An 11,438-nucleotide genomic window follows, 5' to 3' on the forward strand; every position below is an offset into this window, starting at 1 on the left:
GCTAATCGTTCCTCCCCGGAATCATCATTGTCTAATAGGTACAGTATACTTCCGGAGAGCCTGGCTACCCATCGATTTGCCTTTCAATCCATTCCTTCCAACCTTACAAAATTGTCACTGTCCTGCCGCGAGCCCATAATATGAATGCCCCGAGTCTGGAATAGGATCGTGAAGGTCGTGCCGACGCCAAGCTCCGATTCCACTTGCAGCGTATGTCCAAGCCTGCTGCATACCTGCTTGGCCAGATACAATCCCATGCCCGTCGACTCTCCTGTCGTACGGCCGTTCTCGCCCGTGAAGAAAGGATCGAATATGCGGGGAAGGTCATGCGCGGCGATGCCGATCCCGGCATCCGTCACACACAGCTGTACGCTGTCGTCCGGATGCTGTTGGAGCTGGAATTGCAATGTTTTGGCTCCGGATTTGTTTTTGCTGTATTTGATCGCATTGCTGATCAGCTGATTCAGGACAAAGGTCATCCATTTGTCATCTGTCTCTACCCATGCCTCGCCTTCCACTCTCGGGAAAATGGAATGTTGAATGCATAGACGCTTATGCGCATTGATCGCGCTTCGAATTAAATCCTGCAGCGAAGTCTTCCGGATATGCACATCCAGCTCAAACTTGTCTAGCCTTGCGGTATACAGCATCATCTCCAGGCCCCGCGTTAGCCGCTCCGTCTCCTCCCGGACGCTGCCGATCAGCTCCATCCATTCCCGCTCAGAGTCAGGCGGCTGCCTCAGCGCTTCCTGCACCTGCAGATCAACGACCGATACCGGCGTTTTCATATGATGGACCCATTGCATGACAAAATGATTATGAATCTCCTGCTGCCGCTTATGCTGATTAAGCTCATTCAAATAAGCGCGGTGCTGATCCTGCAGCAACCGTGCCGCGAGCCGCTGCTCGCCGGTGGCTGCGGATTGGATCAGCGTCGCCGCGCCCAGCTCATCCGAACGTTCGATAGCCTCCCGCAATTGCTTGTAATAATAACGCATGCGCATATAATCGAGAGCAAGCCACACCCCGTATACGAAGATGGCCAGCAAGATAAAATAATAGATCGTCTCCGGCTCGATAAGGCCGGGATACCGGTATTGCTCCAGCAAATACAGACAACAAGCCAGACCGATAATCGTCAGTACGCACAGCATATTAAGCAGGCGGTCCTTCAAAAACATTAAGACAGAAGACCAGCGTCCGAAATCCTCATTCATTGGGCGCCACCTGATTTCGGCCCCTCTAGCGACAGCTTGTAGCCTTGGCCTCTTATCGTCTCGACCGCCTTCGTGAGACCAAGCTCCTCCAGCTTCTTGCGCAGCCTCGTCACATTGACAGTCAGCGTATTGTCATCGACAAATTGAACATCGTCCCAAAGCGCCTCAAGCAGCGTCTCTCTGGCCACGATATGTCCGGGCCTGCGCATCAGGCATTCCGCCAGCAGCCCCTCGTTCTTCGTCAATTCGACCCGCTTGCCCTCCCATTCCAGTTCGTTGCGGCTCATGAGCAAGCGAAGGCCCCCGGTACTGAGCTCCATGGAGCCTTCCGGCGACTCCCCGATATCCCGGCCCTCCGTAATGGCATATTCCCCGTAGGTTCTTCGCAAGACGCTGCGGACTTTCGCCATCAGCAGCTCAAGCTGAATCGGTTTCGTAATATAATCATCCCCGCCATTCTCGATCGCCATAACCTGGTCCATCTCGCCCGCCCGGGCCGAGATGAATATAATCGGCACGTTCGAGCGAGAGCGGATTTGCCTGCACCAGTAATACCCGTCGAAATACGGCAGGTTAATATCCAGCAATACGAGCTGCGGTCCGAAGGACTCAAGCTCCGTCAGCAGATCGCGGAAGTCGGAAGCCGTACCTGCGGCATACCCGTATTGCTCCATCTTATTTTTTAGAATAGCGGCGATTTTGCCGTCATCTTCGACAATAAAAACGCGGTACATCCCATCGTTCCCCCTATTGGCCTCTCATTTGCTGCACTTCCTTTCCACATATTATAATCTTCCTTATCTAACATAGTCTAATAACCGGTCACACTCCCGTGCCCGCTCCTTCTGTCCTTCGCTGGCTCCTTGCCAGCTTGCCCGCAGCATCCCTCAGCCACGGCAGCAAATAACGGTCGACGCCGAAGCGTCCCGTATTCCTTCCCGCAAGCACAATGAGAATGCCGAGCAGAAGAAACCATGGATTGTTGCTGACCGAACCTGAGAATATGAACATGAAATTAAGCAGCAAACCAAAAAAAGCGGCCGTAAGCGATAACGCTCCTACAACAAGGCCGAGTCCCACCAAAAATTCGCCCCAAGGCACCATAATATTGATCACTTTGACATTGGGCAAAGCCACGTGCTCAAGGAACGACAGGTAGGTCGGATAAAGCGGTTCGCCGGTAGCTCTGTCGATAACGGGATTGGCAAGCGCATTGCTCAGAAATCCGGAAGCATCGAACGGTTGGTCACCCGACAGCTTGCCCCAGCCAGACATAAGCCAGTTATAGCCAAGAAATATTCGGATAAAAGTGACAAGAAAAGCCGACCACATTTTTTCGCTCCAAAACTTCATTCGCCATCTCCCTTTCCGTATAAAACCTAATATGAATCCTAATAATGAAACTTATTTGTCGGTTAATGAAACGCTTTCAAAAAACGAATGACATGCTGATTGTCACACATCCTCCTCTCCCGCCATCCTTGATAGCTTGCATCCTATCAAACACCCCCTATTCGGCTGCAAAAGTTGAATACGACTATAGAATAGACAAAATTTTCATATTTGTATATAAAGTTGATAAAATTCTTATAAATGACTTCCTAATCGACATATATACATAAAAAAACAGCCGGCGAACCCTTCCGGCTGTTTCTCATTTGCTTATAAACTCCGTTACCATGTAGTGCGAACCAAGTGCTCGACGATCGCTTTCAGCTCCCCGTCATGCTGCATTTGCTCGTTATCCTCGCCTTTAATCTCGATGCGGGTCACGTCAAGCTTGTAATCTTCCCCGTTCGTCGGGGCGAAGATCAGCTCGCGCTCGTTCTCTAGCTTAACGCGGTAGCCTAACTGCTGGAAAGCGTTCGTGAAGTCTGCTATCGTCGGCTGGCGCTCCCCATCCAGCATGATCAGCGCCCGGAGAAGCTTGGTGCTGCCTCCCCGTATGACTTTAAAGTGGAAGATACATTCTCTCATCGCTAACTTCTCCTTTACGCGTTCGGCGTCTTGCCGTTATATCCGCGATCCGGCTTGCCGAATTTTCCGAATATTTTTTTTCCAACATTCGCTCTTAGCCAAGGAAGCACCCAGCGGTCTCCGCCGAAGCGTCCCGCGTTAGCCCCTGCTACGAGTACGATTATACCCAGAAGAGCCAGATATGGATTGGTGCTGATCGTTCCGGCGAACATGAACATGAAGTTCATCAGCAAGCCGAAGAATGCGGCTGTTACGGTCAATGTACCTAGAATAAGTCCAAGGCCTACGAGGAACTCTCCCCACGGGATAATGAGGTTAATCAGCTTGACGTTCGGTAGTGCAAAGTGCTCAATAAAGGCGTTGTAAGTAGGATAGAGCGCTTCTCCGGTCGCTTTGTCCATCACCGGATTGTTAACGGCATTGCCTAGATAACCGCTGGCATTAAATGCAACCTCCCCGGTTATTTTATGCCAGCCCGACGTCAGCCATTGATACCCCAATATGATTCGAATAACGGTTACCAATCCTGCTGCCCAGCGATTCTTTCTCCATAGTTCCATCATCATCTCTGATCACTCCTTCTCTTGATGTCTTTAGTATAATAGGACTATCAGAAGAAGTATGTGATTTTTATCACAACTGCGAAATATTTGTCGAATTATGGTTTTGGAATGATTAGACGCACCGTTGTACCCATGCCTGGCTCCGACTGGATAGACAGACGGCCGTTCACGCTGCCGGCCCGCTCCTCCATGCCGAACAATCCGACGCCGCTCTCGCTGGCGCTTCTGACGAAGCCTGCCCCTTCATCCCGGATGACAACCTCGACATCGTCCTCGCGCTCTTCTACCCGCACCTCCGCGCTCTCTACGTCTGCGTACTTGGCCACGTTCGTCAGCGCTTCCTGAATGACGCGGTAGATCACCGTCTCCTTGAGCGTCCCAAGCCTGCTTGCCAGACGGATGTCCAGCTCCACCTTAATGCCGAAGTGCTGCGTATAGTTCTCAGTGAAGGTGCGAATCGCCGGCTTCACGCCCAGATCGTCCAGCACCGAAGGCCGCAGCTCCCATGCCAGCCCGCGAACGTCTGCCATTAATGCCGACACATCGCCGCGCAGCTTCTCCAGATCAGCCTGGCCTCCTTGCCCGCCAATGATCCGGTCGAGCGAGATCAATAGAGAGAACAGGCTTTGGCCTACGCCGTCATGAAGCTCTCTCGATATCCGCTTGCGCTCTTCCTCCTGGATCAGCAATAGCTTCTCCATAAGATGCTTCAACTCTCGCTGCGCTTCCTTAAGCGCCGTAACCTCCGAGCGGATCGCCAGGAATTGATACGGCTTGCCTTCATCGCCGAGAAACGGCACGATCGTCGTATTCACCCAATAATAGCTGCCGTCCTTCGCTTTGTTCTTAATTTCTCCGCGCCAGACGCGCCCCGATGAGATCGTGCGCCATAGATCACGGAAGTAGTCCTTCTCATGGTAGCCTGAATTAATAATACGGTGGTCCTGGCCGATCAGCTCTTCCCGCTCATACTTGGATATCTCGCAAAACTTGTCATTGACGTAGCGGATAACGCCCTTTGCGTCCGTAATAGCCACTATCGACGATTCATCCAGCGCGAACCGGATATCAGCCAGCTGCGTGAGCGACTGCCTCGCTCTAGCCATCAGCTCTTCGCTGCCCAGCTGCTCCGAGAGGGCGGCCAGAAGTCCATTCACATCCGAGCCGATTGGCGGCTGGCTTGTTGCTTTAGGATCATTATTCAAAGTTCAACAATCCTTTCTTGGCTGCGAACTTGATCAGTTCCGGCCTTGTTTTCAGCCCCAGCTTCTCCATCAGATGGCTGCGGTGCGTCTCTACGGTCTTCACGCTGATAAAGAGACTCTCTCCGATTTCCTTATTCGTATATCCTTTGGCAAGCCAGCCCAATATCTCCTTCTCCCGCTCCGATAGCGAGCCGTAGGGCTCCCCGGAATCCGTACCGTCCTTTACCCGGTTCATATATTCGCCCATCAGCCTCTTCGTTGCTGTCGGGAACAGGTAAGCGTCGCCTGCCGCCACGCACTGAATAGCCGACACCAATTCATGGTGCGGCGCATTTTTCAATATATAGCCTGAAGCCCCGATGCTGATCGCCCGGAACAAATATTCATCGTCATCATGCATCGTCAGAATAAGGATCGCCGTCTCCGGCTGCTTCTGCTTTAGCTCCGTTGTCGCCGTCATCCCGTCTTTGCCATGCGGCATGCTGAGATCCATCAGCACCACATCGGGCTTCAGCTCCCCAGCCTTCACGATCGCCTCGTCTCCCTCCGACGCTTCTCCTACCACTTCAATGCCATGATTGCCGTGCAGCAGCATAGACAAGCCGGACCGGACCATCGCATGATCGTCCACGATCAACAGCTTAATCATGAAATCCCTCCAGTGTACGTTTCATTTCCTTCTATTATAGCTCCTGCCGCCCGCTTAGGCAGCACCAATTATTGCGCATCGGAACGCCAGCAAGCCGATAATAGCCGTCCAACCTCGTCTGCACGCGACATGGCGGCTGCGGAATAGCTTTCGTCCCTTCTGCGCCCAATAATAGCTACAAGCGCATGATGCTTGGAGGGATAGAGCGGCAATGCGGCTGCGGCTCGCAGCCTTTCCGTAAGCACGATCGCTTCACCCAGCTTGAAGAAATCCTTGTCGGCGAGTCCGCTGTCAAGCTTGATCACTCTGCCGGAGCGAAGAGCCGAACCGGTCAGTCCGTCGGACATCTTCTGCCTGATGCGCTCCGTCCGGGGGCTTGCGCCGCCCTCCACGAGCAGCCACTTCAGCTTGCGGGTCTCCGCTTCCGCTTCACCCAGCGCGGCTACGTCGCTGTCCGTGCTGGTCAGCAGCAGCTTCAGCAGCTCGACAGCGGCTACATCCCTTTCTTCTTTTGTCATCTTCCTTCTCCCCTTCCATGCGGGCCAGCATCAGTCCATTCTTTCCTTACTTTATTATAGAAGGAAGAGGGCTCGCTGTAAGTCGGGGATATCCGCATATTTCTCTCAGGGTATCCCCCTATGGAGAACCCTGCGCAGTTCTATCAGAAAGCATTAAAAAAGCTCCCTGCACCTATTGTGCAGAGAGCCTTTACCCGCCGCTATCAGCGGTTTGTGCCGATTAGCACTCACCCGCAGCAGCAGGCTTGCCAGCGTCAGACGCTGTGCGGAACGACGAGCCGCAGCCGCAAGTCGCGCTTGCGTTCGGATTCTCGATCGTGAACCCGCCGCCCATAGCCGATTCCTTGAAATCGATAACCAAGCCGCGCAGATACTTGACGCTGTCATTGTCGACAACAACCTTAAGGCCTTGCGCCTCCAGCTCCTGGTCGCCTTCATTCATTTCATCGTCAAAGCCCATGCCGTAGGAGAAGCCGCTGCAGCCGCCTTCCTTCACGCCCACGCGCAGGAACAAATCTGGAGAAGCTTCCTGCTCCAGCATTTCTTTTATTTTTTCAGATGCCAGCTCACTGATTGTGATCATCCTACATCCCTCCAATTCATCTAACAACAACATTCTTTAAAGTATCACTTACTTATCCATAGTATACTCCACATGGCGCCATTCCTCAAGGGTGTCGGCCCTGGAGCCGCTGCTCGTCCGCTTTGCCGCGTCACCGCCGTATCTGGGTAACAAGACAAGACTTTCTATTGCCCCTACTACGTGTGAGGTTTATAATGGTTACAGCTTATTAAACGTTTTTTCAAGTTATTTTTTTCACAAACTTAGCTGCTTACTATCTATAAAAGGAGGGCCTTCCATGAACGTCATCATACCCACACAAGAAAGCCAAATGGGCCAAATTATTGAAAAAGTGCGTCACGGACAGCGTCTAACGCTTGAAGACGGCGTGTTCCTATACCAGTCCGAGGATTTGCTGACGATTGGCCAGCTCGCTAATGAAGTGGCGCTGCGCAAAAACGGGAAAAAAGTCTATTTTATCGAAAACATGAGCCTGTACTTCACGAATGTCTGCGAGGCGCACTGCGCATTCTGCAACTTCCGCAGAGACGAAGGCGCGCCTGGCGCTTATACGCTCTCCGGCGACCAAATGATCGAATACGTCGAGCAGCACATCCATCCTGGCGTGCGCGAATTCCATATTGTTGGCGGACATAATCCGCATGTGCCGTTTCAATATTATGTAGATTCGCTTAAAGCATTAAAAGCGAAGTATCCCGATGTCACGCTGAAGGCTTATACAGCAGCCGAGATTGACTTCTTCTCGCGCATAAGCGGACTCAGCTATAGAGAGGTGCTGGAAGAGCTGATGAAAGCCGGCCTTCAATCGCTGACTGGCGGCGGCGCTGAGATCCTGTCCGATCACTACCGCAAAAAAATGCGCGTAGACAAAGCGGACGTGTCGCAATACCTTGACGTGCACCGCACAGCGCATCAGCTTGGCCTGCGCACGCACACGACGATGCTGTACGGCTCGATTGAGACGAAGGAAGACCGGATCAAGCATCTTATGCAAATCCGCGAGCTTCAGGACGAGACGAACGGCTTCCTCGTATTTATTCCGCTGTCGATGCAGCCGATTAATCCGAAGGCGGGCATCCGCAGACGGAACTCTGCGTTCGAAGATCTCAAGACGATTGCGATCAGCCGTCTGATGCTGGACAACTTCCAGCATATCAAGGCGTACTTCATCAATATCGGCGTTCAATTGACGCAAGTGGCTCTGACGATGGGCGCATCGGATGCGCATGGCACAATCGTGAAAGAGAAAATCAGCCACGCGGCCGGCGCGCTGACACCGGAAGGCATTACGCGCGAGGATCTGATCTGGCTGATTAAAGGCGCTGGAAGAATACCTGTCGAGCGGGATACGTTCTATAACGAAATCAAAATTTATGAATGATTAAACAAGAGGTCGTAGGCATAACCTACAATCATCACGAATCGTGGAGCTGGGGAACTCATGAGAAAATTGGTCATATTAGGCGGGGGTTACGGCGGCCTTGCCATTGCGAACGATCTGCTTGAGAAGCAACTGCCGTATGATGTATCCATTGTGCTGGTTGACCGCCAGCCCTTCCAAGGGCTGAAGACGGAATATTACGCGCTTGCCGCCGGTACGGCGTCGGATTTGGAGATTCGGGTGAAATTCCCGTCCGATCCGAGACTGCAGCTGGCCTTCGGCGACATTACGGACATTGACATGGAGCAGCAGCTCGTCATGGTGGAGGGCCACGAACCGATCGCTTACGATTGGCTGGTCATTGGGCTTGGCTGTACGGACAAATATCACGGGATTGAAGGCGCGGAGCAGTATTCGACCAGCATTCAATCCTTCTCTGCGACGCGGCAAACCTATGCTTTGCTGAATGACATTCGGCCATATGGCCAAGTATCGATCGTAGGCGGCGGCTTGAGCGGCGTCGAGGTCGCTTCCGAGCTGCGCGAGAGCAGACCGGATCTGAATATCCGCCTTCTGGACCGCGGGCCAAAGGTATTGTCGGCATTCCCAGGCAAGCTGCAGGATTTCGTCGCGGACTGGTTCATGGAGCACAATGTCGAGATGAGAGGACATGTCTCCCTGACGCGCCTGGAGCAAGGCGTGCTCTATGATTCCAACAGCGGAGAAGAGATTCGCACGGATGTGACTGTATGGACGGCCGGCATTCAGCCTGTCGAGCTTGTTCAGCGCATGGCGCTGCCGAAGGATTCGCAGGGCCGGCTGATCATTAATGAATACCATCAGCTGCCGGATTATCACAATATATTTGTAGTAGGCGACTGCGCTTCCTTGCCTTATTCGCCAAGCGCTCAAGCTGCGGGCGGCCAGGGCAAGCAAATTGCGGAAGTGCTGTACGCAATCTGGCATGACAAGACACCAAGACTAGGCAAAATCAAACTGAAAGGCGTTCTTGGCTCTCTAGGCAAAAAAAGCGGCTTCGGAATCATGGGCGGAACCCCGATCCTCGGCCGCGTGCCGCGTCTGGTCAAGAGCGGCGTATTATGGAAGTCCAAGCGTCATCTAGGCTAATTACAGCCCTTATAGATCATCAAGCAGCTTGTCCAGCGCATCGCGGTCGGCTTGCTGCTGATCGATCGCTTTCATAATGGCTTCGTACAGCTCTTCGACTTCGTCGACGGCTACGATCGATCCGTCAACAAGCGCGTAGGGCTTTAAGTAGCATTCGCCACAATTGCCGAGGCAGCCATACTCAATGACTTCATATGAATCATCCTGCTCCAGCCGGTTCATGATTTCATCCGTACCATGGTGCATATTGCTGGCGCAAAATTCTATCATTGGTTTTATCATCGTTAATCACCTGACTTTTCATGATTGCGGTTTGCGAACCATTTTCAATTGCTTCGCTTTGTACTATAATAGGGGAGAAAGGAGTTGATTGCAATGAGTGAACAAGTACAAGACACAATGTATGACGAAGTGCTGGACGTGCTTGATAAGCTTCGTCCATTCCTTCAACGCGATGGCGGCGACGTGGAATTGGTCGATGTGGAAGACGGCATTGTCAAGCTCCGCTTGATGGGTGCTTGCGGCAGCTGCCCAAGCTCCACGATTACACTGAAAGCCGGTATCGAGCGCGCACTGCTTGAAGAGGTTGACGGTGTCGTGGAAGTCGTACAGGTATTCTAATGCAAAGAGTCTTATCGCTGAGGCATCGCCTGCAGGATAAGACTCTTTTTTTGTGTCAAAACATGCCTTTAATATTCGCTCTAATGGGATCGAAGCCGCCGGTGACATCAATGACATTGCCGGTCAAGAAGCTCGATTTGTTCTGGCATAGGAACAGAATGACGCGGGCGACATCTTCGCCTACACCCGGACGTCCAAGAGGAGATTCCGGATCAAGCTCATTCTCCACTTCCTCGATCGATCTCTCCTTGTTCGCCCCCCGTATATCTCCCGGTCCGATCAGATTGACCGTAATGCCGAAAGGCGCTTCTTCAACAGCCAGCGACTTGGTGAAGGACACCAGCCCTGTCTTCGCAGCGGCATACACTGCGCGATGAGGCCATGCGCGGGCTTCATTGGCATGCCCGAATCCGAAGTGAATGATACGACCCCACTTATTCTCGCGCATGCGCGGCAGCAGCCGATGGTCAAGCAGCATGACGCTAAGCAGATTGCCGTTCATGAGCCTGATGATCGTCTCCTCGTCATACTCGCTGTACAGCTTTCTCTTGCGCACGAACGGCCCCGCATTGTTCACGAGTATATCGACGCCGCCAGCCCAGCGCTCCGCCTCATCAGCCAGCTTGTGCGCCCCGTCTGTCGTGGCGATATCCGCCTGTACCGTAATGGCCTTTACGCCGAGCTGTTCAATGCTGCGCTTCACCTCATGCGCTTCCTGCTCGCTCTCCATGTAGTTAATAATCAGATTGCAGCCCTGCTCGGCCAGCTGCAGCGCCGTTCGCTTGCCAAGACCTTTGGCGCTGCCTGTCACAAGCGCAGTTCTTCCCCTCAGCTCCACCTATATCACCCTCTCCCGGGATTATACGGACTTGCTGCGCAGAAGCGCGCAAGCATATTGGAACGTAAGCCTTAATGATTCTATAGACATATGCAGGCACTTCGTCAAATCTTCCGACTGCTGCGCAATATTTTCCAGCCGCGCTTCCTCGCCGTACATACGCTGGCTCTGGATCAGATCGTCATGCATCTCGGAGTTCATATAATGGATTTCCGTATTTCTGCGCTTGCGCAGCCGGTTCATCGATTCCTTATACTTCTCTTTCACATCGTTCAGCTTCCAGGTCAGGCCGGGATGCGCCTTTCGCTCCCGCATATTCCGCAATACTGTAAAATAGGAAAAATGAGGCTTGATCTTCTCCGTCCGCATCTCCAGCAATTCATTAAGGAGAGTGCCCATTTTATCCAGCAAGGAAAAGACACGGATAAAGCTGTTTTTGTCAAAATAAACATAGCGGTCGTAATCCAGCTTCTCGCTCGGCGTCATATCGTCCACCGATTTGGAAGTGACTTTGTCCTTGAAACGGCTAGCCGCATAATGGCTTTGCTCCAGCTCGATCAGCGAGGAGCGCAGCCCTTTGGTCCATATTTCGAATTTGCGCAGCCTCTGGTCGGAATCCTGCCCGCTTCGGATACGGCCTGCGACCATATCCGTGAATTGATCCATCAGGCCGAATGTCTCGGCCAATGCGCCGTCCGCTATTCTCTCCGGTTCCTCGAACATGAAATGTAGCATAGACTAACGCCTCCTGCCGCAAG

The 11,438-nt window shown here is 52.7% G+C and carries 15 protein-coding genes; 3 read left to right on the top strand and 12 right to left on the bottom strand.

Annotated features, from left to right (window positions below; translation table 11 throughout):
• Window positions 1–83 precede the first annotated feature (83 nt).
• The 9 genes from D3P09_RS07960 to erpA all read right to left on the bottom strand — a co-directional run bounded on the left by D3P09_RS07960 (window position 84) and on the right by erpA (window position 6,712).
• Window positions 84–1,217, bottom strand: coding sequence for a sensor histidine kinase (locus D3P09_RS07960; protein ID WP_120108785.1), 1,134 nt, complete (start codon window positions 1,215–1,217; stop codon window positions 84–86).
• On the bottom strand, window positions 1,214–1,951 hold the full coding sequence (locus tag D3P09_RS07965; protein ID WP_120108787.1) for a response regulator transcription factor: 738 nt from the start codon (window positions 1,949–1,951) through the stop codon (window positions 1,214–1,216). The genes D3P09_RS07960 and D3P09_RS07965 overlap by 4 nt, the downstream gene beginning before the upstream one ends.
• A gap of 88 nt (window positions 1,952–2,039) precedes the next feature.
• Window positions 2,040–2,570, bottom strand: coding sequence for a DoxX family protein (locus D3P09_RS07970; protein ID WP_120108789.1), 531 nt, complete (start codon window positions 2,568–2,570; stop codon window positions 2,040–2,042).
• 321 nt (window positions 2,571–2,891) lie between these two features.
• Window positions 2,892–3,194 (bottom strand): hypothetical protein, encoded by a 303-nt coding sequence (locus D3P09_RS07975; protein WP_120108791.1) that lies wholly within the window; start codon window positions 3,192–3,194, stop codon window positions 2,892–2,894.
• 14 nt (window positions 3,195–3,208) lie between these two features.
• Window positions 3,209–3,760, bottom strand: a complete 552-nt coding sequence (locus D3P09_RS07980; protein ID WP_424452157.1) for a DoxX family protein — start codon at window positions 3,758–3,760, stop codon at window positions 3,209–3,211.
• A 92-nt stretch (window positions 3,761–3,852) separates the two neighbouring features.
• Window positions 3,853–4,962 (bottom strand): PAS domain-containing sensor histidine kinase, encoded by a 1,110-nt coding sequence (locus D3P09_RS07985; RefSeq protein WP_424452159.1) that lies wholly within the window; start codon window positions 4,960–4,962, stop codon window positions 3,853–3,855.
• Entirely contained in the window at window positions 4,955–5,611 is a 657-nt protein-coding gene (locus D3P09_RS07990) for a response regulator transcription factor (protein WP_120108793.1), read from the bottom strand. The genes D3P09_RS07985 and D3P09_RS07990 overlap by 8 nt, the downstream gene beginning before the upstream one ends.
• Before the next feature lie 68 nt (window positions 5,612–5,679).
• On the bottom strand, window positions 5,680–6,129 hold the full coding sequence (locus D3P09_RS07995) for a GAF domain-containing protein (RefSeq protein ID WP_120108795.1): 450 nt from the start codon (window positions 6,127–6,129) through the stop codon (window positions 5,680–5,682).
• Between the two features lie 220 nt (window positions 6,130–6,349).
• Entirely contained in the window at window positions 6,350–6,712 is a 363-nt protein-coding gene (gene erpA / locus D3P09_RS08000) for an iron-sulfur cluster insertion protein ErpA (protein WP_120108797.1), read from the bottom strand.
• Window positions 6,713–6,989: 277 nt separating this feature from the next.
• On the opposite strand from erpA, the gene mqnE reads away from it, so the two are divergent.
• Complete coding sequence (mqnE, locus tag D3P09_RS08005; protein ID WP_120108799.1) at window positions 6,990–8,093, top strand: aminofutalosine synthase MqnE; 1,104 nt, start codon at window positions 6,990–6,992, stop codon at window positions 8,091–8,093.
• Between the two features lie 60 nt (window positions 8,094–8,153).
• Window positions 8,154–9,221: an NAD(P)/FAD-dependent oxidoreductase gene (locus tag D3P09_RS08010; RefSeq protein WP_120108801.1), complete on the top strand. Its 1,068-nt coding sequence runs from the start codon at window positions 8,154–8,156 to the stop codon at window positions 9,219–9,221.
• Window positions 9,222–9,230: 9 nt separating this feature from the next.
• Here the strand turns inward: D3P09_RS08010 and D3P09_RS08015 are convergent, their stop codons facing one another.
• Complete coding sequence (locus tag D3P09_RS08015; RefSeq protein ID WP_120108803.1) at window positions 9,231–9,503, bottom strand: YuzB family protein; 273 nt, start codon at window positions 9,501–9,503, stop codon at window positions 9,231–9,233.
• A gap of 93 nt (window positions 9,504–9,596) precedes the next feature.
• Between D3P09_RS08015 and D3P09_RS08020 the strand changes: the two genes are divergently transcribed.
• Window positions 9,597–9,842: a NifU family protein gene (locus tag D3P09_RS08020; protein ID WP_068685047.1), complete on the top strand. Its 246-nt coding sequence runs from the start codon at window positions 9,597–9,599 to the stop codon at window positions 9,840–9,842.
• A 55-nt stretch (window positions 9,843–9,897) separates the two neighbouring features.
• On the opposite strand, the gene D3P09_RS08025 is transcribed toward D3P09_RS08020, so the two are convergent.
• Entirely contained in the window at window positions 9,898–10,674 is a 777-nt protein-coding gene (locus tag D3P09_RS08025; RefSeq protein ID WP_120110605.1) for an SDR family oxidoreductase, read from the bottom strand.
• A 27-nt stretch (window positions 10,675–10,701) separates the two neighbouring features.
• Window positions 10,702–11,415 (bottom strand): Cthe_2314 family HEPN domain-containing protein, encoded by a 714-nt coding sequence (locus tag D3P09_RS08030; protein WP_120108805.1) that lies wholly within the window; start codon window positions 11,413–11,415, stop codon window positions 10,702–10,704.
• Window positions 11,416–11,438: the final 23 nt, after the last annotated feature.

The sequence above is a fragment of the Paenibacillus pinisoli genome, from assembly GCF_003605435.1.
Lineage (GTDB): Bacteria > Bacillota > Bacilli > Paenibacillales > Paenibacillaceae > Pristimantibacillus > Pristimantibacillus pinisoli.

Bases quoted from the DNA above. Each gene is read 5' to 3' on its own strand.
- D3P09_RS07960 (WP_120108785.1), bottom strand. From the start codon at position 1,217: ATGAATGAGGATTTCGGACGCTGGTCTTCTGTCTTAATGTTTTTGAAG.
- D3P09_RS07965 (WP_120108787.1), bottom strand. From the start codon at position 1,951: ATGTACCGCGTTTTTATTGTCGAAGATGACGGCAAAATCGCCGCTATT.
- D3P09_RS07970 (WP_120108789.1), bottom strand. From the start codon at position 2,570: ATGAAGTTTTGGAGCGAAAAAATGTGGTCGGCTTTTCTTGTCACTTTT.
- D3P09_RS07975 (WP_120108791.1), bottom strand. From the start codon at position 3,194: ATGAGAGAATGTATCTTCCACTTTAAAGTCATACGGGGAGGCAGCACC.
- D3P09_RS07980 (WP_424452157.1), bottom strand. From the start codon at position 3,760: ATGATGATGGAACTATGGAGAAAGAATCGCTGGGCAGCAGGATTGGTA.
- D3P09_RS07990 (WP_120108793.1), bottom strand. From the start codon at position 5,611: ATGATTAAGCTGTTGATCGTGGACGATCATGCGATGGTCCGGTCCGGC.
- D3P09_RS07995 (WP_120108795.1), bottom strand. From the start codon at position 6,129: ATGACAAAAGAAGAAAGGGATGTAGCCGCTGTCGAGCTGCTGAAGCTG.
- erpA (WP_120108797.1), bottom strand. From the start codon at position 6,712: ATGATCACAATCAGTGAGCTGGCATCTGAAAAAATAAAAGAAATGCTG.
- mqnE (WP_120108799.1), top strand. From the start codon at position 6,990: ATGAACGTCATCATACCCACACAAGAAAGCCAAATGGGCCAAATTATT.
- D3P09_RS08010 (WP_120108801.1), top strand. From the start codon at position 8,154: ATGAGAAAATTGGTCATATTAGGCGGGGGTTACGGCGGCCTTGCCATT.
- D3P09_RS08015 (WP_120108803.1), bottom strand. From the start codon at position 9,503: ATGATAAAACCAATGATAGAATTTTGCGCCAGCAATATGCACCATGGT.
- D3P09_RS08020 (WP_068685047.1), top strand. From the start codon at position 9,597: ATGAGTGAACAAGTACAAGACACAATGTATGACGAAGTGCTGGACGTG.
- D3P09_RS08030 (WP_120108805.1), bottom strand. From the start codon at position 11,415: ATGCTACATTTCATGTTCGAGGAACCGGAGAGAATAGCGGACGGCGCA.